Consider the following 26,180-nt stretch of genomic DNA (forward strand, 5'->3'; position numbering starts at 1 on the left):
GTCGCACTTTGGTCCGACTCGGTGACAGTCCGAACAGCTCGCCTGCAGAAGTCGGGACCCTATGACAACAACGCAACACATGGTCGATGGCACGGACACGTCAGGGGCACAGGCGCCGGTGGTCGTCGTCGGCGGCGGGTTGGCAGGCTTGGCCACCGCCGTTTGGCTGGCACGCGAGGGCACCCCGGTCACCCTCGTCGAGAAACGTGGCCGCCTCGGCGGTCGCACCATGTCCTTCGAGTTGCCGGGCACCGACGAACTGGTCGACAACGGACCGCACCTGTTCGCCGGCTTCTACGACGCTCTCCTCGACTACGTACAGACGATCGGCACCGGCGACGACCTGCTCTGGGATGCGCCGCCGTTCGCGATCCGTACCGGGCCGGACCGTCTCCTGGGTTTCGACGGCGGGCCGTCGTGGCTGCCGTTGCGTCTGCGACGAGCAATGGGCGCGATGTGGATGGCGCGGTTGCCGATCCCGTTGCGCGATCGCCCGGCCGCCCTTCTCACGCTGACCCGGATCGCCTGGGCAGCGGCCTTTCCGACGCCGGATCTCGACGGTCACACCGCCGACGGCTGGTTCCGCGCGATCGGCGCCCCACAGTCGTTGCGCGACATCCAACTCGACCAGCTCGTCATCGGGTTGCTCAACGAGAAACCCGATCGGGTCTCCGCCTACACCTTCGTCCAGACCCTGCACGTCGGCCTGCGACGTGCAGTCGCGGGCAATCCGCGCAGCATGGACGCCATCTGGCCGAAGGTGCCGCTCGACGAGCTGTTCGTCGCGCCTGCGATCGAGTACCTGCTCGACCGGGACGCGACCATCATCTCCGGGAACGCGGTCGTCGACCTCGAGGTCACCGACGACACGGTCACCGGGGTTCACTTGTCCGACGGCGGTTTCCGGCCCGCGTCTGCCGTGGTGCTCGCCGTCCCGCCCTGGTCCCTGACCCGCCTGCTCGACAACGGTGTCCTCGGCACCGTCGACCATTTCTCGCCGGTCCGCAAGATCGAGGCAGCACCGATCTCGTCTGTGTACGTGTGGCTCGACCGACCCCTGGGTAACCGACGCCTCGCCGAGAACCTTCGCGACTGCACCATCGAATGGGTCTTCGACACGAGTGGCATGCAGGGTCGCGACGACCATTGCTACGCGCTCGCGGTCAGCGCCTCGTGGGATGTGCTGCACACCCCGCGCGACGAGTTCATCGCCGCCGCTCTGGACTCCCTACGCAAGCACTATCCCGCCTTCGACGATGCCACGGTGCTGCGCACACATGTCATCCACCAGCCACAAGCCACGTTTTCCGCCCAACCGGGCTTCGAAGAACTACGGTTGCCACAACGGACCCCGATCGCCGGACTGTTCCTGACCGGCGATTGGACCGACACCGGCCTCCCATCGACGATGGAGGCCGCGGTCACCAGCGCACGCCGAGCGGTTCCGAAGGTGCTTGCCCACGTGCGTCATTGACCGATCTCGAACAGGAGGTACCGGGGTGAATGAGTTCCAGATCCACGACGATCGCAGGCGTGAGCACCCCGCCCCCGACCACGACGTCATCATCATCGGCGCCGGCCTGTCGGGTATCGATGCCGCCTACCGCCTCCAGGAATCCGACCCGACGATCCGCTACCTGATCCTGGAACGACGTGCGAACATCGGCGGCACCTGGGACCTGTTCCGCTACCCGGGGATTCGTTCGGACAGCGACATCTTCACGCTCAGCTTCCCGTTCGAACCCTGGCGCCGACCCGAAGCCCTGGCGCAGGGGCCGGACATCCGTGACTACGTCACGACGACCGCAGCCAAACACCACATCACCGAGCACATCCGATTCGGTCAGCACGTGCAGACCGCGGACTGGGACTCGACCACCGACACATGGTCGATCGTCGCCGACACCGACGAAGGCGAGGTCACCTACCGCACCCGGTTCGTCTACTTCGCGACCGGCTACTACGACTACGACGAGCCGTACACCCCACACTTCGCGGGTATCGACGACTTCACGGGCACCGTGGTGCATCCACAACACTGGCCGGCCGACCTCGACCATTCCGGCCGGCGGATCGTGGTGATCGGCAGCGGCGCCACCGCCGTCAGCCTCATCCCGTCGCTGTCCGAGCGCGCGGCTCACGTCGTGATGCTGCAGCGCTCCCCGTCCTACATCGCGTCCATGACCCAGCATCACCGCGCCAACACGGTCGTTCGTAAGGTGTTGCCCGCCAAGGCAGCCCACCAGGTCATCCGCACCCGCTACGCCGCCGTCACCGCCGCGATGGTGCACGGCCTGCATCGTTTCCCCAAGATCGGCCGCAAACTCCTCGAGAAAGGTGTGGCCAAGGAACTCCCGGAGGGGTATCCGGTCGACGAGCATTTCAGCCCGTCCTACAACCCGTGGGATCAGCGTATGTGCATGGTTCCCGACGGCGACCTGTTCGCGGCCATCACCGACGGCCGGGTGGAGATGGTGACCGATCGCATCGACCGCATCGATCCCACGGGCGTCGTCCTGACATCGGGCCGTCACCTCGATGCCGACGTGATCGTCACCGCCACCGGTTTGCAACTGCTCGCTTTCGGCGGCATCCGAATCCGGGTCGACGACGCGGAGATCAAACCTCACGACCGATTCGTGTTCAAGAACCATCTCCTCGAGGACGTGCCCAACCTCGCGTGGTCGGTGGGCTACACGAATGCCTCGTGGACGCTGCGCGCCGACATGACCGCTAGAGCGGTGGCGAAGCTGCTGCGTCACATGCGCTCTCACGGGTACACCCACGCGTACCCGCACCTCGGACCCGAGCCCATGGCCGCACAGCCGCTGTGGGCGCTCAAGGCCGGGTACGTGGAGCGCTCACCCGAGGCCCTGCCCAAGTCCGGTACACGCGGGAAGTGGCGGGTCCGGCACAACTACTACCGCGACGCCGTCGACCATTACCTCGACGACGTCGAGGAGTCGATGGTCTTCGGGTAGATCGACGGCTGGTTTCCGATCCGTTCGCCGGGACCGTACCCGGGCCGGTGTGAATCGAGGAGTATGGATGTCCGGTTCGCCCTCACCGTCGAGCACACACCCGGTCGCCACCACGACGTCCGGTCGCGTCGAAGGTCGCGTCGTCACGCACGGCGTCCTGCGTTTCGCGGGCATTCCCTATGCCGCAGCACCTTTCGGGGACAGTCGGATGCTCCCGCCGGCCCCTGTGCCGCCGTGGGACGGCGTGCGGGATGCGTCATCGTTCGGTGCCACCGTCCCCAAGGGCGACTATCCGCCGGCGTATGCGCGCATCCTCGCGGAAGTGACGATCCCGGGCGACGAGTGCCTCAATGTCGCGGTGTGGACCCCGGACACCTCCGGGCCCCTACCCGTACTGGTGTGGATTCACGGCGGTTCCTTCATGAACGGCTCCAACTCGGTGGCCGAATACGATGGCGCCGCCTTCGCACGTGACGGGGTCGTTCTCGTCTCGGTCAATTATCGTCTCGCGGCGGAGGGCTTCCTCCTTCTCGACGACGGCATCGCCAACATCGGACTACAGGATCAGATCGCGGCGCTGCGGTGGGTCCACGAGAACATCGCCGCGTTCGGCGGCGACCCGGATCGGGTCACGGTGGCGGGCGAGTCCGCCGGTGCGATGAGCGTCAGCACGCTGCTGGCCATGCCCGCCGCCAAAGGACTGTTCGCCCAGGCGATCACCCAGTCCGGCGCCACGGCGAACACGATCACCACCGACACCGCGCTGATGGTGGGCCGCAGGTTGGCGGAGTCGGTCGGGGTCGACGACAACCGTGCCGCGATCGTCGCGGCGCCCATCGATCGGGTGGTGCGGGCGGCAGCGGATCTGGTGACAGAAGTGCAGACCGCCGCAGACCCGGCCAAGTGGGGGTCACTCGCATTGAGTCTCTTACCGTTTGCGCCGGTCGTCGACGGTGTCACCCTCGCCGAGCATCCTCTCGACGCCATCGGTTCGGGTAGTTCCGACGGCGTGCGCGTGCTGACCGGATGGACGCGCGACGAGGCCCGCTTGTTCCTGGTCGCCCCGGGAGCGATCGATCATGTCGACGACGCCGCATTGCTGATGTCGGCTGCCGCGTACGGGATCGACGAGGACGCCGTGAACCTGTACCGCCGGAACAGGCCCGACGCGTCACCCGGTGATGTGTTGGCGGCCATCGTCACGGACTGGTTCTTCGCGATCCCTGCCCTTCGCGTCGCCGAGGCCCGAGCGGCACGCACCGCCGCACCGACCTGGGTATACCGATTCGATCACCCCGAGCCCGAGGACAGCCATGGCTTCGGCGCCGCCCACTCCGCGGAGATCCCCTTCGTCTTCGACAACCTCGGCGAACCGACCGTCCTCCCGCGCCTGGGACCACACCCTTCCCAGCAGGTCGCCGACACCACACACAAGATCTGGGTGGACTTCGTGACGTCCGGCGATCCGGGGTGGGCACCGTACGCCACGGACACCCGTACCGTGCGTCTGATCGGCGAACACGTCGTCGACGCCGATGATCCCGCGAGCGACGAACGGCACGTGTGGGACGAGGTCCGCTGAGACCGCCTGGTGCAACGCGGGATACGCGGGCTACCGCGCCGTCCGCACCGGAGCCGCGCGCAGTTCGCGTAATGCGGTGCGCAGGCCGCGCCGGCGTCCCGTCGCCGGATCGACACCGAAGTGTTCGTGCACGCCTTCGCGTACCGCGAACCGGAGCTCGGACGCGGTCTCCGGTGCATCGTCGGAAGTCGCGATCAGCAACGCGTTCGGCAGGGCAAGCTTCGCGATGGTGCGAAACGACTGCACGTACTGGTGCACGATCGAACCCGTCGTGTAGGGAAGGTCGTACTTGTCGCACAGTTGGCGCACTCGCACGGCGATCTCCTCGTACCGATTGCTGGGCAGGTCCGGGAACAGATGATGTTCGATCTGGTGGCTGAGGTTGCCACTCATGAACCGCATCACGCGACCGGCACGAAAGTTGGCCGATCCCAGCATCTGTCGCAGATACCACCGGGGCTGGTCCTCGTTCTCGTACTCCGCGACGGTGAACTTCTCGGCACCGTCGGGGAAGTGCCCGCAGAAGATGACCATGTACGCCCAGTAGTTCCGGACGATGTTGGCGGTGAAGTTGGCGACGACCGTGGTCTTCCAGTTCGGTCCGGACAGTGCGGGAAAGATCAGGTAGTCCTTGGCTGCCTGCTTGCCGACCTTGCGTCCGATCACCCGGAGATCCTTGAACGCCTGCCGGTACGTCTTCTTTCCGGTGCGCAACTTCTCGGTCTCCAGATGGTGCAGTGCCACACCGTATTCGAAGAACGTACCCAGCGTCAGGTTGTAGATCGGGTTGCCCACGTTCCACCATTCCCACGGCTGGTCGCGGGTGACCCGCAGGATGCCGTAGCCGACGTCATCGTCCATACCGACGACGTTCGTGTACTTGTGATGGACGAAATTGTGCGAGTGTTTCCACTGCACGCTCGGGCAGGTGGTGTCCCATTCCCATGACGACGAGTGGATCTCCGGATCGTTCATCCAGTCCCACTGCCCGTGCATGACGTTGTGGCCCAACTCCATGTTCTCGATGATCTTCGCCACCGACAGCATGGCGGTGCCGAGCAGCCAGGCAGGTTTGCGATTGCTGAACACCAGAGCGACGCGTCCGCCCGCGGCGAGACCACGCTGCACTGTGATGGTGCGACGGATGTAGCGGGCGTCGGATTCGCCCCGGGCGTCTTCGACGTCCCGCCGGATCGCGTCGAGTTCGGCTCCGAGCGCGTCGATGTCGGCGTCGGTCAAGTGTGCGTATCGGTCGATGTCGGTGATGGCCACGCGGCCTCCCTAGAGGTCGAAAGTACATTCCCCGGACACGGCGCTGATGCATGTCTGGATTCGTTCACCCTCGCGGTGTTCCTCACCGCTGCGCAGGTCGCGCACGTAGCCTCCGGCGAGCGGAACCACGCAGGTCTGGCAGATACCCATTCGGCAGCCGAAGGGCATCACGATGCCCTGGTCCTCGCCTGCCTCGAGGATCGTTGTGGCACCGTCGATCTCGGCGGTCTTCCCGGATTTCGCAAAGGTCACCGTTCCACCTTCGCCACCCACGTCGGTCCGGGCGATGGCGAAACGCTCGACGTGCAGCTGATCGCGCAGACCTGCCTCACGGTAGCGTTCCTCGATCGCGTCGAGCATGGCGACCGGACCGCATGACCAGCAGTGGCGGTCACGCCAATCGGGCACCACCACATCGAGTTGGTCGATGTCGAACTTCCCGTCCACCGAGGTCAGTTGCAGCTGCAGGTCGTAGGAGAGCAGATCGGCATCCATGCCTTCGAGTTCGTCGAGAAAGATGACGTCGTCGCGAGTGGGCGCGGAGTGCACGTGCACGATGTCGAGAACGGTGTCGTGCGAGCGCAGTGAGCGCAGCATTGCCATGACCGGTGTGATGCCACTGCCCGCGGTGAGGAACAGGATGCTGTCGGGCGGTGGCTCGGGCAGATGGAAGTCGCCCTTGGGTGCGGCAAGCCGGATGACGGTCCCCGGCGCGACACCGTCGACGAGATGGGTGGAGAGGAACCCGTCCGGATTGGCCTTGACCGTGACGGAGATCGTGTCGTCGTGGGTGTCGCCGAAGGACGTCAGCGAGTACGACCGCCAATGCCATCTGCCCTCGACCTGCAGTCCGATCCCCACGTACTGGCCCGGCCGATACGTCTCGGGAAAGCCCCAGCCGGTCCGGATGACGACGGTGGCCGAGTTCTCCGTCTCACGACGCACCTCGACGACACGCCCGCGCAGTTCCCGCGCCGACCACAGCGGATTGATCAGATGCAGATAGTCGTCGGGCAGCAGCGGTGTCGTGGCCCGGGCGATCAGCCCGCGCAGGACGTTGACCTCGGGCTTCTTGGCATCAACCCCGGCTGCAGGGCGTTTGCTCCACTTCAGCAGATCCATGTGGGCTCTTCTCACCCCCTCGATGTAGGCCTGTAAGAAGCGTACGTGAGACCGGTCACACCTGAGAATTTTCCGTGCATCCCGACTCTCCTCAGGTTCCTTGAGGGGAGTTCCCAGCTTCGGGTCGTAACGTCGAAGCCGTGACCGGATTCATCGCTGCGCGCTCTCCCCTCTCCCTTCCGCGCGCACTGATGCTGATGGTCACCCTTTTCGCCGCCGCGGCCGGCATCTTCTGGGTCGCGGTGTGGACCTCCCCCGGCCAACGCATCGACCAATGGCTGTTCGATGCCTCGCGCGATCTTCCCGCGCTCGACGGGATGCCGGAGGTCCTCGATGTCGCGGTGGTGTCCGATCCGCTGTTGTGGCTGGTGTTGGCCGCGGTCGTGGTGATCTCGGTCCAGATCGCCCGGGCGCGCACGCACGCGGGCGTCGGTCGTGGGCTCGCGGTGACCGCTGCCCTGCTGGTGTTCCCGCCGATCATGATCGTGGTGGCGCGGGTCCTGCGCGACGATCTGCTGGTGCGCCCCCACCTGCACGACTGGATCACCCAGACCGAGAACTCGGCACCGAGTGGTCACGCCGCCGCACTGACCGCCGCCGTCGTGCTGCTCGTCCTGATCGTGCCGCCGGTGTTGCGGCCGTGGGTCGGGCTCCTGGGCGCCGCCTGGATCGCCGTCATCGACGTCGGCCTCATCACCTCCGGCTGGCATCGGCCGAGCGATGTGCTGATCTCGTCGCTGCTCGTGGTGGGAGCCGGTGTCCTGCTGCCGGACCCCTGGCGTGCACCGGCGCGGGCCACCGTGCTCCAGCATCCTCGCAACCACCAGGGCGCCGTCGACGACGCACAGTCGGCGGCCGAGGATCGGTGGTCGAGAGCGAACGTCGCCTGACGCTCGGCCCCGCGTTTGGGCTGATGAGCAGGTCGGTACAGCTAGTCGGCGGCGATCTCGAACACCACGCGACCGACGGTCGTCCCGTCGCCGAGCCTGCCGACCCCGTCTGGGACGTCGGCGAATCCCAGTCGTTCTCCGATCAGTGGCTTGATCCGACCGGCGGCGGCCAGGCGGGTGAGCTCGTCGTGGCAGTTGCGTACCGCCTGCAGGTTCTTGTGCTTGTACAGCCCCCAGTGCACGCCGACGATCGAGTAGTTCTTCAGCAGGGCGTGGTTGAGGGTCGCCTGGGAGATCCGTCCGCCGGCGAATCCGATCACGAGGATCGTGCCCTCGAAGGCGATACATTTCGTGGACCGGTCGAAGGTGTCACCGCCCACCGGGTCGTAGATGACGTCTGCTCCCCGGCCGTCGGTGAACTCGCGCACCACGGAGACGAAGTCCTCGGACTGCCGGTCGACGACGACGTCGGCGCCGAGTCGTCGACAGTACTCGGCCTTCCGCGGTCCGCCGACCACCCCGATCACCGTCGCCCCGGCCGCCTTGGCTAGCTCGACCGCGGTGCTGCCGACGCCGCCGGTGGCGGCGTGCACGAGCACCACATCGCCCGGACCGACACTGGTACGGCGATGCAGCGCAAACCAACTCGTCTGATAGCCGATGGTCAGCGACGACGCCTCGGCGTCGTCGAGAGCATCCGGGGCCGGATAGGCGGCGAAATCGTCCATGAGTGCGAACTCGGCGAATCCGCCGTGCGGCATCGCCGAGTTCCCGACCACACGGTCGCCGACGGCATGTGCGCCCACCTCGTCGCCGATCGCGACGACCTCACCGCACAATTCGACGCCCGGGGTGAACGGCGGTTCCGGACGGACCTGGTAGATGCCTCGGCACATCAGGACATCCGGGAAATTCGCCGGGGCCGCCAGCACCTTCACCAGGATCTGGCGCGGTCCGGGAGCCGGCACCGGCACGTCGTCGAGGAACAGGGCCTCACGCGGCTCACCGACGGATTTCACCCGCCAGGCCTTCATGATCGCCTCTCGGTCGGTCGGCGTCAACGCGTCACGCTCCTCCCACCGCGGCGAGCCGCAGGGCCGAATTGTGTACCAGTTTCACTCGCTGCCGACCCGAGGTGCGCCCGGCCGACTTCTCGGCCTTGTCGATGTTCTTCCAGCCGTTCCCGTCGATACGAGAGGCACCACGACGCGCCAGCAGGTCGGTGACATCGTCCCGGCTGGTTGTCGGAGCCGGCAGGCGTCCGGCGATGTGATCGGCCAGTACCGCCGCGGCGGTCTCGTGCCCGCAGAGCCGGTTCATCCCGATCCCTCCGGTGGCGCCGCGTTTGAGCCACCCGGCGACATAGACCCCGCGCACCGGGTCGCCTGCCGGGTCCACCACGCGTCCCGTCTCGTTGGGCACGATGCCGCGGGTGTTGTCGAACGGCAGGCCGTCGACGGGGCGGCCACGATAACCGATGGCCCGCAGCACCATCGGCGTCCGGATGACGATCTCCTGATCGGTGGCCCGCACCCGGCCATCGGATGCAGTGATGAATTCGTTGCGTACACAACGTAACTTGTCGACTGTTCGCTCGCCGACGATCTCCACCGGTGACACCAGGTACCGGAACACCACCCGCCTGTCCTCCCCGGCACCGCCTTGCCGGGCGTACTCCTGCGCCAAGCGGATCTTCGTCGCGATCGTGCTGTCGAGTGTGCCGGCATCGAACGCCTGCCGGGTCTCGTCGTCGAGCCCCAGCTCGTCCGGATCGATCACCACATCGACCCCGTCGAGCTGGCCCATCGCCAAGAACTCCGAGTTGGTGTACGCGGCCTGTGCGATGCCACGCCGTCCCATGATGACCACCTCCCGTACCCGGGACTCGCGCAGTACGGCCAGGGCGTGGTCGGCGATGTCGGTGCGCGCCAGGGCATCCGGGTCCGTCAAGAGGATGCGGGCCACATCGAGCGCCACATTCCCGTTGCCCACGATCACCACACGCTCGGCCGTCAGATCGTAGATGCGCTCGGCGTGGTCGGGGTGCCCGTTGTACCAGGCCACGAAATCGGTGGCCGCGATCGAGCCCGACAGTTCCTCACCGTCGATCCCCAGACGCTTGTCGGTCGAGGCGCCACTGGCGTGGATCACCGCGTGATAGCGGTCGGCGAGTTCCGCGTGAGTGATGTCGGTGCCGACCTCGACAGACAGGAAGTACTCGAAGTTCTTCTTGCTCGCCGTCGAGAGAAACGCTCGCTCAACGCCTTTGGTCGACGGATGATCCGGAGCGACCCCGGCCCGCACGAGGCCGTACGGTGTGGGCAGACGTTCGAACATGTCCACACGTACCGACGACCGACGAACCAGTTCCTCCGCGGCGTAGAACGCCGCGGGCCCCGATCCGACGATCGCGACATGGAGTTCGCCGTCGGGCAGGGGTTGCGCCTTGGTCGGTCGCACGAGCCCGCCCTCGACGTCGTGGTCGTCGTAGTAGGCGGCGTTGATCGCCAGGTACGGTTCGTCACGTTCGTCGAGCTGGTCGTCGGGAATGATTGCCTGGACCGGGCATTCCTCGATGCACGCGCCGCAGTCGATGCACGTCTCCGGGTCGATGTAGAGCATCTCCGCGGTGAGGAACTCCGGCTCGGCGGGGGTCGGGTGAATGCAGTTGACCGGGCAGACGCTGACACAGCTGGCATCGTTGCAGCACGGCTGGGTGACGACGTGAGTCATCTCAGCGTCCCTTCCAGACGGGCGCGCGCTTCTCCTTGAACGCCGATGCCCCTTCGCGCGCATCGTCGGAGGATCGGATGGGCTCGTAGATCTCCCACATCTTGGCGAAGCGTTCCTCGTTGGACCAGTCCCGCGCCTTGGTCATGATCTCCTTGGTACCGCGCACGGCCAGCGGCCCGTTGCGAGCTATCCGCAGGGCAAGATCGACCGCGGCGGGCAGCGCCTCGCCGGGTTCGGTGATCCGGCTGACGAGACCGGCGTCGCGAGCCTCCTGTGCGCCGACGAAATCGCCGGTCAGCGCCCACTCCATGGCCAGTCCGTAGGACACCCGCTCGGGCAGGCGCAGCAGTCCACCGCCGCCGGCGAGCAGGCCCCGCTTGACCTCCGGCAGACCGAACTTCGCCGTCTGCGAGGCCACCACCAGGTCACACGCCAGCACGATCTCGAATCCACCGGCGATGGCGTGTCCTTCGACCGCCGCGATCAGCGGTTTGGCGGGCGCGTCTGAGCGACACCCGCGAAGCCACGCCCTTCGATCGACGGCCGCTCTCCGGCCAGGAATGCCTTGAGATCCATTCCGGTACAGAAGGTCTCCCCTGCGCCGGTGAGCACACCCGCGGTGAGCTCGGGTGTGTTGTCGAGGGTGTCCATCGCGTCGGCGATCGCCTGCGCGGTGGCGGTGTCGATCGCATTGCGGACCTCGGGCCGATCGATGGTGACGATCAGGACCCCGTCCTTGGTCTCGGTGCGTACGGTCATTTCGGTGCCATCCTGATCGCGCCGTCGAGGCGGATGACCTCGCCGTTGAGCATGGGGTTGTCGATGATGGCCATCGCCAGACGCGCGTACTCGTCCGGCTCGCCGAGCCGTGCGGGGTGCGGGATCTGTGCGGCCAGACCGTCCTTGATGTCCTGAGAGAATCGAGACAGGATCGGTGTGTCGAAGATTCCCGGAGCGATGCTGTTGACACGCACCAGTTTTCGAGCGAGATCTCGTGCGGCCACCAGGGTCATCCCGACGACACCGGCCTTGGCCGAAGCGTAGGGGATCTGTCCGATCTGACCTTCCCAGGCTGCGACCGACGCGGTCATGATCACCACACCGCGCTCGCCGTCGACCGGTTCGTTGGTGACCATTCGTGCCGCCGCGAGCCGCAGCACGTTGAAGCTGCCGATCAAGTTGGTCTGGATCAACGACGTGTAGAGATCCAGAGATCCTGGTGCGCCGTCCTTCTCGACGACACGTACCGTCCCGCCGCGGCCCGCGCAGTGCACGGCCGTCCGCAGCGGAGCACGTGAGGTGGCCAGGTCGATGGCGGCGTCGACCGCTTCGGGATCGGCGACATCGGCGGGACCGAACTGTACGAGATCGCCGAGTTCCTCGGCGACGTCCTTGCCCGCGGATTCCGGCAGATCCACGATGACCACGTGCGTGCCGGCGGCCACCAACCGTTTGACGGTGGCCAGTCCGAGACCGGATGCGCCACCGGTGACGATGGCCGACGAATCGGTCAGTTCCATTGCGGTGTTCCTTTCCTGTGTCGACGAACAGCTGTCGACGGTGCTGTCTGGATGGGTTTCGGTGGGTGAATCACGTTGTGGCGTCGCCTCAGACGAGGGACTCGACGATGGTGGCGTTCGCCATACCGCCCGCCTCGCACATGGTCTGCAGTCCGTACCGGCCGCCGGTGGTGGCGAGATGGTTGATCAGCGTCGTCATGATCCGTGCGCCCGACGCACCCAGCGGATGCCCCAGCGCGATGGCACCCCCGACCGGGTTCAGCACGTCGTCGGCGACGCCGAGGTCGTGCTGCCACGCCAGGGGCACCGAGGCGAACGCCTCGTTGACCTCGAAGGCTGCCATGTCGTCGACGGTCAGGCCCGCCTTGTCCAGGACCTTGCGGGTGGCGGGGATGGGCGCGGTGAGCATCAGCAGCGGGTCGTCGCCGACCACCGCGGATGCCACGATCCGCGCCCGCGGCGTCAGCGAGAGTTCGGCGGCCTTCTCCTCGCTCATGATCAACAGCGCCGATGCGCCGTCGGTGATCTGAGAGGAGTTGCCCGCGGTGACCCGCCAGTCGATGTCGGGGAAGCGTTCCCGATTCGGATCGGTCCCGAACACGGCGCGTAATCCGCCCAGCTTCTCCGCGCTCGTGCCAGGGCGGATCGACTCGTCTGTGTCGATCATGCCCGCCGGTGTCGTGATCGGGAGGATCTCGCTGTCGAAGGCACCGCGCGCCGCGGCGGCCGCGGCACGTTCATGTGACCGGGCGGCATAGTCGTCGAGCACGTCCCGGTCGATCTTCCACTTGTCGGCGACCAGCTCGGCGGCCACGCCCTGGGACACCAGGGGGCCGAAACGCTCGGTCACCGCGGGACCGAACGGATCGGCGTCGCCACGGGCACTGCCCATCGGTACCCGGCTCATCGATTCCACCCCGCCTGCGACCACGATGTCGTAGGCACCGGCGATCACACCTTGCACCGCGAAGTCGACGGCCTGCTGGCCCGAACCACATTTGCGCTCGATCGTCGTCGACGGCACGTGCACCGGGAACCCCGCGGCCAACGCCGCCTGGCGACCCGGCGTCGCCGACTGTTCGAGGTTCTGCCCGACGCATCCGACGAGGATGTCGTCGATCGTGCCCGGGTCGATGCCCGACCGCTCGACGAGACCGCCGAGAACCTGGGCGAGCAGGTCGACGGGGTGGACGTCCGACAGCGCCCCGCCCGGCTTGCCCTTACCCATGGGTGTACGGATCGCGTCCACGATGACCGCGCGTCGCATATCTGACCTCCCTCTTTTCCTGAAGATGTCGCGCTCGGCGCTAATTTATGATTATGTTTACCACAGTTACCGAGTGAATGGCGTCACGAGCCGTATTGACTGGGACCTACGCCATATCAGTATAATCATGAGCATGAAAGGGATCACAATGTCTCCGACCACGGTTTCCGACGATCTCGCCGACGTCCGCGCCATCAGAGAACTCGCCGCACAGGTGGCACAGGAGCGCTACGCACCGTTGGCCGCCCAGTGGGACGCCGACCGTACGCCCGTGCCACTCGAGGAACGCCGCTTCCTCGGTTCGCTGGGCTTTCTGGGCATCGCGCTCCCCGAACGCTTCGGCGGCTCCGGTGCGCCCCTGTCCCACGCGCTCACCGTCATCGAGCAGTTCGCCTATCACTGCCGACCGGCCGCGTTCCAGATCTTCGAGGCGAACACCGGACCTGCACAGGTGGTGGCCAGGCTCGGCACCGAGGAACAGAAGCAGCGCTTCCTGCCCGGTATCATCGCCGGCGACATCACCATGGCCGTGGCCATCTCCGAGCCGGACGCCGGGTCTGCGGCCACCGACCTCACCACGAAGGCCGTCGTCGACGGCGACACCGTGCGGGTCACCGGTAACAAGCGGTGGATCTCCAACGGCAGCGAGGCCGACGTCTACCTCGTGTACGCCCGCATGAACGATGCGCCCGGGGCCAAGGGCATCGGCGCCGTGCTCGTCGAGGCCGACCGTGCAGGCGTCAGCTTCGGCGCCCGCGAGAAGCTGATGGGATTCCGTGGCATCCCATCGGCCGACATCTATTTCGACGACGTGTCGGTACCTGCGGCGAACATCGTGGTGGAGCCGGGCGGGTTCCGAAAGTTGTTCACCACCTTCTCGATCGAGCGCCTCGGCAACACCACGATGAGCCTCGCACTCGGTCAGCACGCGCTCGATCTGTCGACCCGCTACGTGCAGGAGCGCACCCAGTTCGGCAAGCCGCTCATCGAGTTCCAGGCGGTGCAGATGACCATCGCCGACATGGCCCTTCAGGTGGAGGCGGCGCGGCTGCTGCTCGAGCGTGCCGCAGCCGACGTGGTCACCGGCGAGGACCTGCCCAACCCCCTGCACGTGTCGCTGGCCAAGTGCACGGCGAACGAGATGGCCAAGAAGGTCACCGATCTCGCCATGCAACTCCACGGCGGCAACGGCTACACCGAGGAGTTCGGGCTCGAACGGATGCACCGTGACGCCCACGGATGGGCACTCGCCGGCGGCACCCCGACCATGCAACGCACCCGAATCGTCTCCGAGATGCTCGGTCGCTCGTTCGACCAGCGCAAGTGAAAGGAACCCCACGCATGAACCGTTACGAGAACCGCATCGCAGCCGTCATCGGTGGCGGATCCGGCATGGGCCGGGCCATCTCCCACCGTCTCGCCTCCGAAGGCGCCTTCGTCTACGTCACCGACCTGTCGGCCGAATCCGCGGAGAAGGTCGCGGCCGAGATCGAGGCCGACGGCGGCAAGGCCAAGGCCGTACGTGTGGACGCCACGAACAACGACGACCTGACCGCGCTGTTCGACACCATCGATTCCGAGCACGGCGTGCTGCACGTGTTGCACGCCCAGGTGGGGATGCCCGGCCCGGGTGGACTCGACCTCGACGACGCCGGATGGCAGAAGAACATCGACGTCAACGTGAAGACCGCCTACTACTCGACCACCCTGGCATTCCCGTTGCTGCGCAAGGCCAACGGCAAGGGATCGGTCACCCTGACCTCGTCGACCTCGGCACTCATCGGATCGCCATTCAGCCCGATCTACTCGATGACCAAGGGCGCACTCGTCCCGTTCGGTCGCGCCCTGGCCCTCAACGGCGCCAAGGACGGCATCCGGGTCAACGTGATCTGCCCGGGTCAGGTCAAGACACCGATGCTTGCCCAGTTCTTCGGTCGTGAACCCGGCGCGGATGTGTCGGCGCTGACCGCGGACTTCGTCGCGACCATCCCGCTCGGCCGCGGTGCCGAGCCCGAGGAGATCGCGTCGGTCATCGCCTTCCTCAACAGCGACGACGCCAGCTACGTGACCGGTACGACCATCCCCGTGGACGGCGGTCTGACTGCCCAGTGATTCTGGGGCACTTGCCGTTTCACTGATCTGCATCGAAGAGAGGACGCACCCATGGTGGACGTCGGATTGGAACTCGTCTCATGACCGTCTACACCGATCTCAAACCCAACTTCCCCAATCCCGAGGATTGGACGTTGGCCACCGTCCTGCGCAGCCACACCGCCGACAACCCGCATGCCTCCTGCCTGCTCGCACCCGAAGAGGGCGTCGAGCTGACCTACGCCGAGTCCCTCGACGCGGCCGAGCGGGTGGCCGGGGCATGGAACGCGGCCGGCGCGCAACGCGGCGACCGTGTGGCGATCATGGCGATGAACTCGTCACGCCTGGTTCTGAGCTGGTGGGCGACCGCAGTCGGCGGCACCGTGCAGGTGCCGATCAACACCAACTACGAGGGTGAGTTCCTGCGCCACCAGCTCACCGTCGTCGACGCCCGATGGGCGGTCATCGACGACACGTTCGCCGAACGCTTCGTGGCCCTCGGCGATCAGGTCCGCGGGATCGAGAAGTTCTGGGTGATCGACACCGGATCGCTCGCCGAAGCCCTCGCGACCCTGCGGGCGGCAGGTCTCGACGCCGCGCCGTGGGACGAGCTGCGGACAGGCGAACCGCTGCTCGCCCCGGCACCCCGACCGCAGGACCTCGGCGCGATCTTCTTCACCTCCGGTACCACCGGGCCGTCGAAGGGTGTGGCGATGCCACACTCCCAGCTCTACTTCTTCGCCCAGGAGGTGGTGTCGCTGACCCGACTCACCGCCGACGACCGCTACCTGACCACCACTCCGCTGTTCCACGGCAACGCCCAGTTCATGGCCGTGTTCCCCGCCCTGGTCGCCGGAGCAAGCGCGGTCATCCGTTCCAAGTTCAGCGCCAGCCGGTGGATCGACCACGTGCGGGATTCCGGCGTGACCGTCACCAACTTCGTCGGCGTCATGATGGATTTCGCGTGGAAGCAGGAGCCTCGGGAGAACGATCTCGACAACAAGCTCCGCTGCATCTACGCGGCGCCGATCGCATCGACGATCGTCGAGCAGTTCAAGTCGCGCTACGGGATCGAGGCATTCGTCAACGCCTTCGGCCTGACCGAGACGTCGGCGCCGATCCTGTCTCCGTACGGTGTGGACATCCCCGCCGGCGCGGCTGGTCTGCAGGCATCGGACTGGTTCGACATCCGACTCGTCGACCCGGAAACCGACCGCGAGGTCGAGGTCGGCGAGGTCGGCGAACTGGTGGTCCGGCCGGTCGCACCGTGGACGTGCAGCATGGGCTACTACGGGATGCCGGAGAAGACCACCGAGGCCTGGCGCAACCTGTGGTTCCACACCGGCGACGCACTGCGCAAGGATTCCGAAGGCTGGTACTACTTCGTCGACCGCTACAAGGACGCCCTGCGTCGGCGCGGCGAGAACATCTCCTCCTACGAGGTCGAGCAGGTGGTCCTGGCCCACCCGGCCGTCGTGGAATGCGCGGTGATCGGTGTCCCGGCCGACGTCGAAGCCGGCGAAGACGAGGTGCTCGCCGCGATCGTGGTCAACGAAGACGTGGACGCAGCCGAGCTGCTCGCCTTCTGCGAGGGACGTATCCCCGCGTTCGCCACCCCGCGTTTCGTCCGTGTGGTCGACGAGCTGCCGAAGACCCCGTCGGAAAAGGTCCGCAAATCGGTCCTCCGTGAGGAGGGCATCACCGCGGACACCTTCGATGCCACCGCGCCGGCCCCCGCACCGGCAAGCGCACACTGAGACCTGCAGCACTTTCTGGAGAAGGATCATCGTGGACTACTCGACAGACCCCACACACGACGACATCCGGCATGCCGTCCGCACCCTGTGCAAAGCGTTCCCCGACGAATACTGGATGGAGCACGACAACTCGCACGAGTTCCCGTGGGAGTTCTACAACGCGATCGCCGAAGGCGGTTGGCTCGGCCTGACCGTGCCCGAGGAGTACGGCGGCGGCGGACTCGGCGTCACCGAGGCGGCCATCGTGGAGCGTGAGATCTCCTCGTCCGGCGCCGGCATGGGTGGTTGCAGCGCGGTGCACATCGGCATCTTCGGATTCGAGCCGATCATCCACCACGGCAGCGAAGAGATGAAGCGCAAGTACCTGCCGCGGGTGGTCAGCGGCGACCTGCACACCTCGTTCGCGGTCACCGAACCCGACGCGGGAACCGACACCACCAACATCAAGACGTTCGCCAAGAAGGTCGACGGCGGCTGGCTGGTCACGGGCAAGAAGGTGTGGATCACCAAGGCGCAGGAAGCGGAGAAGATGCTGCTGCTGTGCCGCACCAGCCCGCGCGACGAGTCCGACAAGCGCACCGCCGGGATGACGTTGCTGTTCGCCGACGTCGACCGCGACAAGGTGCAGATCCGCGAGATCCCCAAGATGGGGCGCAACGCGGTGGACACCAACGAGTTGTTCATCGACGAACTGTTCGTGGCCGACTCCGACGTCGTCGGCGAGGTCGGACACGGATTCCGGACGATCCTCGGCGGGCTCAACGCCGAGCGCGTCATCTCCGCGAACGCCGCGCTCGGAATCGGCGAGGCGGCGCTGCGGCGCGGCGTCCAGTACGCGAAGGACCGCGAGGTGTTCGGCCGTCCGATCGGCAAGAACCAGGGCATCGCATTCCAGCTGGCCGAGGCCCGGATCAGACTCGATGCGGCACAGGCGGTCCTGGACAAGGCCACGTGGATGGTCGACCAGCAGCTGCCGTGCGGTCGAGAGGCCAACGCCGCCAAGTACCTGTGTGCCGAGGCGGGCTTCTTCGCCGCCGACGTCGCCCTGCAGGTGCACGGCGGCTTCGGATTCGGCAAGGAGTTCCACGTCGAGCGCTACTTCCGCGAGGCCCGGTTGATGCGAATCGCACCGATCAGCCAGGAGATGGTGCTCAACTACACGGCCGAGCACGTGCTGGGTCTGCCCCGCAGCTACTGATCGAACCGGAGGTCATCGTGCAGCCGTATCGCTCCATCCTCTTCGTCCCCGGACACCGCCCGGCGTGGGTCGACAAGGCCATCGCCGCCGGCGCCGACTGCGTCGTCCTCGATCTCGAGGACTCGGTTCCCGCCGAGCAGAAGGAACCGGCCCGGGCCACCGTCGCCGACGCGATCCGTCGCGTGCGGGCGACCAATCCCGACGTCGGACTGTTCGTCCGGGTCAACCCGCTGGCCACGCGCCTGACCGGGGGCGACCTCGAGACGGTCGTGGTCCCCGGACTCACCGGCATCTTCGCACCCAAGATCGAAGACGCCGTCGACGTCAAGCAGTACGACGCCCTGCTCGACCATTTCGAGATGCGCAACGGTGTCGACGGACTCGAGTACATCGTGCCCGTCGAGACCGTCAAGGCGATCCAGAACTGTCGGGAGGTCGCCGGCGCATCGCCACGCGTGGGCGCCATGATCGGGCCGTCCGCCGAACACGCCGACATCGCCCGCGAGGTCGGCTACGAATGGACCCCCGAGGGCCTCGAGACGCTCTACCTCCGCAGCCGAGTGCTCCTCGCATGCCGTGAACACGGCCTGCACGCGTTGACCGGGTTGTGGGAGGACCTGGAGAACCTGGACGGCCTGCGCGACTTCGCCGTCCGCGGAAGGCAACTCGGGTTCCGCGGCATGATCGCGATCCACCCCACTCACGTCGCGACGGTCAACGAGGTGTTCAGCCCGTCGGACGAGGACATCGCCTTCTACGAAGGCATGGTGAAGGCCTACGAGGCCGCCGCCGCCGACGGAACCGGCGCGCTGCGCTACCGCGGACTACATATCGACAAGGCACATTACGACAAGGCGATCGGATGGCTGGCCAGGGCCGCGGCGATCACCGGAAAGGCGAACGGACGATGAGAGGGCTCTACTTCGAGGAATTCGAGGTCGGCAAGGAATACAAGCACTCGATGACGCGGACCGTCACCGAGATGGACAACGTGATGTTCACGTCGCTCACCATGAACATCCAGCCGCTGCACCTCGACGAGGAGTTCTGCAAGGGCACCATCCACGGGCAGCGGGTGTTCAACAGCCTGTTCACGGTCGCGCTCATCGGTGCATTCCACGTGCCCGAACTCACCATGGGAACCACTCTGGGAAATCTCGGATACGACGAGATCCGATTCCCCCACCCCGTTTTCCACGGTGACACGCTGCGCGCCGAGACGACGATCCTCGACAAGCGTGAATCCAAGAGCCGCAACGATTCCGGCATCGTCTGGTTCGAGCACCGCGGCTACAACCAGCGCGACGAGATGGTCTGCCTGCTCAAGAGGGTGGGCCTGATGGCCACGATGCCGGCCGAACTGAAGGAAGGTGCCTGACATGACCGCAGTGAACGAGCCGACCACCATCGACCAGAGCTGGGTACCGCCCAACCGCACACTCCTGATCGGCGGCTCCGACGTCGATCCGCAGGGCGAGACCTGGGACGTGTTCAACCCGGCAACCGAAGAGGTCATCGCCACCGTCGGTGGTGCGTCCTCCGATCAGGTCGACGCCGCGGTCGCCGCGGCGCGCGATGCCTTCCCGGCGTGGGCCGCCCTCAGTGGCGCCGAACGCTCGGCACACATCCACCGCTTCGCCGACGCCCTCGAACGCGCCGCCGACCGTCTGCTGCCCTCGATCGTGAACGAGGTGGGCACCCCGGTCTCGCTCGCCGAGTACCTCCAGGTCAAGATGGCCGTCGACGAGCACCTGCGCTGGGCGGCCGAGGCCGCGAAGACCGACCGCACCATCCATCTCGGCGAGTACGACAAACCGGTGCCGACGATGAGCGACGTGGTCCACGATCCGGTCGGTGTGGTCGCCGCGATCACCGGATACAACTATCCGCTCAATCTGGCCATCTTCAAGTTCGGTGCGGCTCTGGCCGCAGGCTGCACGGTGGTGCTGTTCCCGTCGCCGCGCACCCCGCTGACCACCCTGTTCCTCGGTGAGCTCATCCAGGAGTCCGGTCTGCCGCCGGGCGTCATGAACGTCATCGTCGGCGGCACCGAGGTCGGCAAGCAGCTGTCGTCGCACCCGGGCGTCGATCGGGTCTCGTTCACCGGCTCCGACGCGGTCGGCGCCAAGATCATGGAACAGGCGGCCGCGAATCTCGCGGGTGTCACGCTGGAACTCGGCGGCAAGTCCCCGAACATCGTCCTCGAGGGTGTCGACGTCAGCAAGATCGCCGTCGAGATGCACCTGCGCTGGTCCCGCAACGGCGGCCAGGGCTGTGCGGCACTCGCGCGGCTTCTGGTGCACGACAGCCTCTACGACGACTTCCTCGAGGCCGGCGCGACCGCCTTCGACCAGATGGTCGTCGGCGATCCGTGGGACCGTGCCACCAACATCGGCCCGATGATCCGACCCGACCATCAGGCGCGTGTCCGCGGCTTCATCGACGACTCGGTGGCAGCGGGCGGACGCAAGCTGCTCGAAGTGACCAAGCCGCTGCCCGAAAAGGGCTGGTTCGTCAACCCTGTTCTGCTGGGCGATCTTCCGCACGACGCGCGGGCCGTGCAGAACGAGATCTTCGGCCCGGTCGCGGTGATCCTGCCGTTCCGTGACACCGAGGAGGCGATCCGCCTGGCCAACGACACCCCGTACGGCCTGGCCGCCAACGTGTGGTGCGACGATCCGACCGAAGCCCGCCGGGTGGCCGAGCAGATCCGGGCCGGCACGGTGTGGATCAACGGCGGCGGCGCGATGCGTCCCGATGCCCCCTTCGGCGGCTACGGGAAGTCCGGCGTCGGTCGCGAACTCGGCGAGTGGGGTATGCGGGAGTACCTCGAGGTCAAGCACATCCAGTGGAGAATCTGATGAGTGAGTCAGCGCCCCTGCGGGGGATCAAGGTCGTCGAACTGGGCACCATGTATGCCGCTCCCACCGCGGGACGGATGCTGCGTGACTTCGGTGCCGACGTGATCAAGGTCGAGGATCCGAGCACCGGAGACTACGCGCGCCAGTGGATTCCACAGAAAGACGGCCTGTCCCTGGGCTTCTCACGGCTCAACGCCGGGAAGCGATCGGTGGGCGTGGATCTGCGCAACCAGGAGGGGCGTGAGCTCGTCAAGCGCCTGATCGCCGACGCCGACGTCGTGGTGGAGTCCTTCCGTCCCGGCCGTCTCGAGGAGTGGGGACTCGGCCCCGACGAACTGCACGCGATCAATCCGGGTCTGGTGATCGCCCGTGTCTCGGGTTTCGGACAGACCGGGCCGAACCGCCTGCTGCCCGGTTTCGGGACAGTCGCCGAAACCGCCAGCGGCTTCGCGAATGTGAACGGCTGGCCGGACAGTCCGCCCACGTCGCCGCCCTTCGGGTTCGCCGATTCGATCGCGGGACTGTCTGCCGCGATGGGTGTTTCGATGGCGCTGTTCAACCGCGGCCGGACCGGCAAGGGCGAGGTCGTCGACGTCGCCCTGTACGAACCGCTCATGTTCATCGTCGGCGACATGTTCCTGAAGTACACGGCGCTCGGCGAGATCCAGCAACGCATCGGCAACAGCACCGGAGCGGCATCACCGCGTGGCATCTACGAGGCCGCCGACGGGAAGTTCCTGTCGATCGCCGCCTCGAACCAGGCCATCGCGACCCGACTGTTCGCCGCGATGGGGCGGGCCCAGGTGATCGAAGATCCTCGCTACGCGACCAACGCCGCGCGTCTCGAGCACAACGACGAGGTGCAGGCGATGGTGATCGACTGGTGCAAGTCGCTGCCCCGCAACGAGATCCTCACCATCCTGGAGAAGTTCGAGGTGGTGTGCGCACCGGTCAACGATGCCTCCGACGTGGTCGCCGACCCGCACTTCCGCGAACGGACCCTGGTGGAGATCACCGGCAACGAGATCCTGCGCAACACCCTGATGCCGGGACCCGTATTGCACATGTCCGACTACGCGGGACCCACCTACGACGGTGTGCCCACCGTCGGCGAGCACACTCGCGAGATCCTCGGCAGCCAACTCGATCTCGGCGACGATGAGCTCGACCGTCTCGCCGACGCTGGCGTCATCACCGCCTGATCCGACAAGGAGAGAACCATGGGACTACTCGACGGCAAGGTCGCCTTCGTGACCGGCGCGGCCCGCGGACAGGGGCGTGCACACGCGCTGACCCTGGCTGCCGAAGGCGCTGAGATCATCGCCATCGACATCGACAAACCGATCGACAACGTCGCCTACTCACACGCGACCGCGGCAGACCTGGCCGAGACGGCCAAGGCCGTCGAAACGCTCGACCGTCGAATCCTCGCCAAGAACGCCGACGTGCGGTCGAGCGAGGCGCTCGACGAGGTCGTCGCCGAAGGGTTGGCGACCTTCGGCAAGATCGATGTCGTGGTGGCCAACGCCGGCATCTACACGCAGGCCCCGTTCTGGGAGATGGACGAGAAGATGTGGGATGACGTCCAAGACGTCAACCTCAAAGGCGTGTGGCGGACGATGAAGGCGGTTGTGCCGCACATGATCGAACGCAAACGCGGTTCCATCGTCCTGACGTCGTCGGTGAACGGGGTCATCGGTAATCCGAACGCCGCGCACTACGCGGCTTCCAAGCACGGCGTGCTCGGTCTCATGCGCAGCGCGGCGCAGTCGCTCGGCCCGCTGGGCGTCCGGGTCAACTCCGTGGCGCCCGGATTGATCGACACCCCGATGACCAACTTCCAGGGCATGTACGACCAGATGGCCGGCCATCCCGGTGCCGACCGTTCGGACTACGACCGGGCCGCACTGCATTTCGGAATCCTCGGCGCTCAGGGCGCACTGCCGCCGGACACCATCGCCAACGCGGCGGCGTGGCTGGCGTCGGACGGATCGTACGCGGTCACCGGCCAGAACATCGTCGTCGATGCCGGTCACACGATCATGCCGGGATTCAATCCCGCTCCGGTCGAGTCCCTCTGACCCTCGCCGACAGCACCCACTTTCCCGGCGACAGCAACAACATATCCGCCGAGAGCAACCCAAAATCCGTCGACAGCAACCCAGAGTGGTTGCCGTCGGCGGATTTTCGCGCTGATCCGACCCGTTTCACCCCTTGGGATCGGGGTCATATTCATGATAATGTTTGATCTAGATCACTGCCGCCGCTCCGGCCACTCACACGGTGACATCGAGGAGAATTCCGATGACGCAGTCCCCACTTCGACAACGCAACGGTGCCCTGGTCCCCATCGTCTGCTGCATCGCCGTCATCTTCGACGGTTACGACCTCTCGGTCTTCGCGACGACGATCCCGTCCCTGCTCGACTATGAGCCGTGGGATCTCGACGCCGCACAGACCGGACTCATCGCCAGCTATGCGTTCATGGGCATGCTCGTCGGCACGCTCATCTGTGGTTTCGCCACCGACCTCCTCGGTCGACGCAAGATGCTGATGGCAAGCATGAGCTGGTTCTCCGTGTTCATGGCGGCCTGCGCTATCGCGCCGAGTGCAGAGCTGTTCGGCTTCTTCCGATTCCTGTCCGGCGTCGGCCTGGGCGGTCTGCTGCCCACCGCGCTCGCCTTGTCGGTCGAGTTCGCACCCCGCAACCGTCGCAATCTCGTCAATGCCCTGGTGAGTTCCGGCTTCTCGGTCGGCACGATCATCGCCGCACTGCTGGGCCTGGTGATCCTCGAGCCGTTCGGTTTCCGACCGATGTACGCCGTCGGCGTCCTCCCGCTGCTCGTGTTGGTGCCGTTCACCTACTTCATGCTTCCCGAATCGGTGCAGTTCCTCGCGTCCAAGGGACGACTCGAAGAGGCGAAAACCGTTGCCCGTCAGTACGGTCTGGCCGACCCGACAGTGCAATCCGATACCCCTGAGCAGCATTCGCAACTGCGTGACCTGTTCCGCCGCCCGCTCATCACGGTTGCCATCGTGTTCGCCGGGGCGACGTTCATCGGCCAGCTGTTCATCTACGGATTGTCCACCTGGCTCCCGCAGATCATGCGCTCGGCCGGCTATCCGCTCGGCTCCGCGCTCAGCTTCCTGGCGACGATGAGCATCGGCGCCATCGTCGGCGCGGCGACCATGTCGGTGTTCGCCGACCGGATCGGACCCCGACCGGTTGCCCTGAGCGGCTTCGGGATCGGTGTCCTCGCACTGCTGACGATGAGCGCCGGACCGCCGACGGTGATCCTGTACATCGCGGTGTTCTTCGCCGGTGTCGGAGCCAACGGGACCGCGGTGATCCTGAACGGATTCATCGCAACCTGGTTCCCGGCGGCGAACCGGGCCACCGCGTTGGGCACCATCATGACCGTTGCCCGACTCGGCGGCATCTGCGGACCGATCCTGGGCGGATACATCGTCGCCGCCGACTTGTCGGTCAGCTGGAGCTTCTACGTCTTCGTGATCCCTGCCGCCGTCGGCATGGGTCTGGTCTTGCTGCTGCCCCGCAAGCACATTGACGGCCGACCGATCGGTTCTCTGCGCGAGAGCCCGTCGTCGGAGCCCGCGCGGGTCTGAGAACGTCCCGCGCTCGATCCCCCGCCACCCACACGAACGGAGATCGGTGTTGTCGAACACCCACCAGAAAGAGAAGTCGGCGTCGGTGACGCCCACCGAAATGGAGGCCGTCCGCGAACTCCTGTACCGCTATGCCCGCGCGGTGGACACCTCCGACGAGGATCTGCTCGCCGATTGCCTGCACCCCGATGTGGTCCTGCACCGGGTGGACGGCCCGCGACATGGCCGTGACGCCGTACTCGCCTTCTACCGCACCGTCTTCGACGGCCCGACGACGTGGAGCAAACACCTCGTCAGCAACGTCACCTGCACGTCGGGGCCCGACGGCATCGCCGTCCACGCCTACTTCCACGCGGTGTCGACGAACGCCGACGGCGGGTTGTCGGTGTTCGGCGAGTATTCCGACCAGGTCGTCCGGTGCGACGACAACTCGTTGCGCATCGCGGTCAAGTCGATCGATGTCCAACAGACCTTCCCGCTGGAGGTGACCCGTGGCTGATCAACCTGCCGTGGTGATCACCGGTGCCGCACAGGGCATCGGCGCTGCCATCGCGAAACGATATGCGCGCGCCGGTCATACCGTCATCGGGCTCGATCTGGACCTCGATCGCCTGACCTCGGAGGTGGAGTCCTGGGAAGGCGCCGGCCATCACGCGGTGCGAGGCGATGCGGCATCCGCCGAGGACGTCGGTCGAGCCTGCGATCTGGCCGACGGACGGCTGGCGACCTTCGTCGCCAATGCCGGCTTCGCCAAGGCAGGCCCGTCCGCCGACTACACGCTCGACGACTGGGATGCGATGCTGCGCGTGCATCTCACCGGCGCCATGGTCGGAGCCCAACAGGCCGGCTCCCGTATGCCCGGCGGTGGTGCGCTCGTCATGATGTCATCGCTCAACGGGCTCTTCGGCTTTCCCGGCCGTACCGCCTACGGTGCGGCGAAAGCCGGAGTGGCCGGACTCGTGCGCGGGCTGGCCACCGAGTGGGCTCCGAGAGGCATTCGGGTCAACGCGATCGCACCCGGTTCGGTGATCACCGAATTGTCGAAGGACTTTCTGCGGCGCGGTGTGATCCGCGAGCAGGACTTCCTCGACCGCATCCCGATGAACAGATTCGGTGATCCCGACGAGGTCGCCGAACTGGCGTTCTTCCTCGGCACTCCGCTGGCGTCTTACATCACCGGCGTGACGATCCCGATCGACGGCGGGTGGAGCGCCCAGGGCATCGCCTGAATCTCCTCCGCTCGAAGCCATCTCCCGGCCGTTGCATCCATCGGCCGGGA

22 protein-coding genes and 1 pseudogene are annotated in these 26,180 nt (G+C 66.4%); 16 read left to right on the forward strand and 7 right to left on the reverse strand.

Going from position 1 to position 26,180, the window contains the following annotated elements; genetic code table 11:
• Positions 1 to 79 precede the first annotated feature (79 nt).
• The 3 genes from hpnE to AAFP35_RS03005 all read left to right on the forward strand — a co-directional run bounded on the left by hpnE (position 80) and on the right by AAFP35_RS03005 (position 4,563).
• The gene (gene hpnE / locus AAFP35_RS02995) at positions 80 to 1,474 is read left to right on the forward strand and encodes a hydroxysqualene dehydroxylase HpnE (protein ID WP_419220058.1); all 1,395 of its coding nucleotides are present in this window, start codon (positions 80 to 82) and stop codon (positions 1,472 to 1,474) included.
• 25 nt (positions 1,475 to 1,499) lie between these two features.
• Positions 1,500 to 2,981, forward strand: a complete 1,482-nt coding sequence (locus AAFP35_RS03000; protein ID WP_419220059.1) for a flavin-containing monooxygenase — start codon at positions 1,500 to 1,502, stop codon at positions 2,979 to 2,981.
• A 67-nt stretch (positions 2,982 to 3,048) separates the two neighbouring features.
• On the forward strand, positions 3,049 to 4,563 hold the full coding sequence (locus tag AAFP35_RS03005) for a carboxylesterase/lipase family protein (RefSeq protein ID WP_419220060.1): 1,515 nt from the start codon (positions 3,049 to 3,051) through the stop codon (positions 4,561 to 4,563).
• Between the two features lie 30 nt (positions 4,564 to 4,593).
• Here AAFP35_RS03005 and AAFP35_RS03010 read toward each other — a convergent pair whose 3' ends face one another.
• Entirely contained in the window at positions 4,594 to 5,835 is a 1,242-nt protein-coding gene (locus AAFP35_RS03010; protein WP_419220061.1) for a fatty acid desaturase family protein, read from the reverse strand.
• 9 nt (positions 5,836 to 5,844) lie between these two features.
• On the reverse strand, positions 5,845 to 6,957 hold the full coding sequence (locus tag AAFP35_RS03015) for a ferredoxin reductase (RefSeq protein WP_419220062.1): 1,113 nt from the start codon (positions 6,955 to 6,957) through the stop codon (positions 5,845 to 5,847).
• Positions 6,958 to 7,097: 140 nt separating this feature from the next.
• Between AAFP35_RS03015 and AAFP35_RS03020 the strand changes: the two genes are divergently transcribed.
• Positions 7,098 to 7,847, forward strand: coding sequence for a phosphatase PAP2 family protein (locus AAFP35_RS03020; RefSeq protein WP_419220063.1), 750 nt, complete (start codon positions 7,098 to 7,100; stop codon positions 7,845 to 7,847).
• 41 nt (positions 7,848 to 7,888) lie between these two features.
• Here AAFP35_RS03020 and AAFP35_RS03025 read toward each other — a convergent pair whose 3' ends face one another.
• The 5 genes and pseudogenes from AAFP35_RS03025 to AAFP35_RS03045 form a co-directional block, all read right to left on the reverse strand.
• Positions 7,889 to 8,881 carry an NADPH:quinone oxidoreductase family protein gene (locus tag AAFP35_RS03025; protein ID WP_419220444.1) on the reverse strand — a complete coding sequence of 331 codons (993 nt, stop codon included), beginning with the start codon at positions 8,879 to 8,881 and terminating at the stop codon, positions 7,889 to 7,891.
• A 31-nt stretch (positions 8,882 to 8,912) separates the two neighbouring features.
• Positions 8,913 to 10,580, reverse strand: coding sequence for an FAD-dependent oxidoreductase (locus AAFP35_RS03030; RefSeq protein ID WP_419220064.1), 1,668 nt, complete (start codon positions 10,578 to 10,580; stop codon positions 8,913 to 8,915).
• A gap of 1 nt (position 10,581) precedes the next feature.
• Positions 10,582 to 11,339: pseudogene (locus AAFP35_RS03035) on the reverse strand (crotonase/enoyl-CoA hydratase family protein).
• A complete protein-coding gene (locus AAFP35_RS03040; protein ID WP_419220065.1) occupies positions 11,336 to 12,100 on the reverse strand; it encodes an SDR family NAD(P)-dependent oxidoreductase in 765 nt (254 codons plus the stop codon). Before AAFP35_RS03040 ends, AAFP35_RS03035 begins: the two are co-directional and overlap by 4 nt.
• Before the next feature lie 88 nt (positions 12,101 to 12,188).
• Positions 12,189 to 13,367, reverse strand: coding sequence for a thiolase family protein (locus tag AAFP35_RS03045; RefSeq protein WP_419220066.1), 1,179 nt, complete (start codon positions 13,365 to 13,367; stop codon positions 12,189 to 12,191).
• 127 nt (positions 13,368 to 13,494) lie between these two features.
• On the opposite strand from AAFP35_RS03045, the gene AAFP35_RS03050 reads away from it, so the two are divergent.
• From AAFP35_RS03050 to AAFP35_RS03105, 12 genes are all read left to right on the forward strand, one after another.
• On the forward strand, positions 13,495 to 14,694 hold the full coding sequence (locus AAFP35_RS03050; protein WP_419220067.1) for an acyl-CoA dehydrogenase family protein: 1,200 nt from the start codon (positions 13,495 to 13,497) through the stop codon (positions 14,692 to 14,694).
• Positions 14,695 to 14,708: 14 nt separating this feature from the next.
• On the forward strand, positions 14,709 to 15,479 hold the full coding sequence (locus AAFP35_RS03055) for an SDR family NAD(P)-dependent oxidoreductase (RefSeq protein WP_419220068.1): 771 nt from the start codon (positions 14,709 to 14,711) through the stop codon (positions 15,477 to 15,479).
• Between the two features lie 80 nt (positions 15,480 to 15,559).
• Positions 15,560 to 17,215 carry an AMP-binding protein gene (locus AAFP35_RS03060; protein WP_419220069.1) on the forward strand — a complete coding sequence of 552 codons (1,656 nt, stop codon included), beginning with the start codon at positions 15,560 to 15,562 and terminating at the stop codon, positions 17,213 to 17,215.
• A gap of 31 nt (positions 17,216 to 17,246) precedes the next feature.
• Positions 17,247 to 18,413 (forward strand): acyl-CoA dehydrogenase family protein, encoded by a 1,167-nt coding sequence (locus AAFP35_RS03065; RefSeq protein WP_419220070.1) that lies wholly within the window; start codon positions 17,247 to 17,249, stop codon positions 18,411 to 18,413.
• 17 nt (positions 18,414 to 18,430) lie between these two features.
• Entirely contained in the window at positions 18,431 to 19,324 is an 894-nt protein-coding gene (locus AAFP35_RS03070) for an HpcH/HpaI aldolase/citrate lyase family protein (RefSeq protein ID WP_419220071.1), read from the forward strand.
• Positions 19,321 to 19,791 (forward strand): MaoC family dehydratase, encoded by a 471-nt coding sequence (locus tag AAFP35_RS03075; protein ID WP_419220073.1) that lies wholly within the window; start codon positions 19,321 to 19,323, stop codon positions 19,789 to 19,791. Before AAFP35_RS03070 ends, AAFP35_RS03075 begins: the two co-directional genes overlap by 4 nt.
• Before the next feature lies 1 nt (position 19,792).
• Positions 19,793 to 21,274, forward strand: coding sequence for an aldehyde dehydrogenase family protein (locus tag AAFP35_RS03080; protein WP_419220074.1), 1,482 nt, complete (start codon positions 19,793 to 19,795; stop codon positions 21,272 to 21,274).
• Positions 21,274 to 22,476, forward strand: a complete 1,203-nt coding sequence (locus AAFP35_RS03085) for a CaiB/BaiF CoA transferase family protein (protein ID WP_419220075.1) — start codon at positions 21,274 to 21,276, stop codon at positions 22,474 to 22,476. Before AAFP35_RS03080 ends, AAFP35_RS03085 begins: the two co-directional genes overlap by 1 nt.
• 18 nt (positions 22,477 to 22,494) lie before the next feature.
• Positions 22,495 to 23,355 carry a mycofactocin-coupled SDR family oxidoreductase gene (locus AAFP35_RS03090; RefSeq protein ID WP_419220076.1) on the forward strand — a complete coding sequence of 287 codons (861 nt, stop codon included), beginning with the start codon at positions 22,495 to 22,497 and terminating at the stop codon, positions 23,353 to 23,355.
• Between the two features lie 223 nt (positions 23,356 to 23,578).
• Positions 23,579 to 24,901, forward strand: a complete 1,323-nt coding sequence (locus tag AAFP35_RS03095; RefSeq protein WP_419220077.1) for an MFS transporter — start codon at positions 23,579 to 23,581, stop codon at positions 24,899 to 24,901.
• 46 nt (positions 24,902 to 24,947) lie between these two features.
• On the forward strand, positions 24,948 to 25,400 hold the full coding sequence (locus tag AAFP35_RS03100) for a nuclear transport factor 2 family protein (protein ID WP_419220078.1): 453 nt from the start codon (positions 24,948 to 24,950) through the stop codon (positions 25,398 to 25,400).
• Positions 25,393 to 26,130 carry an SDR family NAD(P)-dependent oxidoreductase gene (locus AAFP35_RS03105; RefSeq protein WP_419220079.1) on the forward strand — a complete coding sequence of 246 codons (738 nt, stop codon included), beginning with the start codon at positions 25,393 to 25,395 and terminating at the stop codon, positions 26,128 to 26,130. Before AAFP35_RS03100 ends, AAFP35_RS03105 begins: the two co-directional genes overlap by 8 nt.
• The last annotated feature ends 50 nt before the right edge of the window (positions 26,131 to 26,180 follow it).

It is taken from the genome of Gordonia sp. CPCC 206044, from assembly GCF_048537895.1.
GTDB lineage: Bacteria > Actinomycetota > Actinomycetes > Mycobacteriales > Mycobacteriaceae > Gordonia.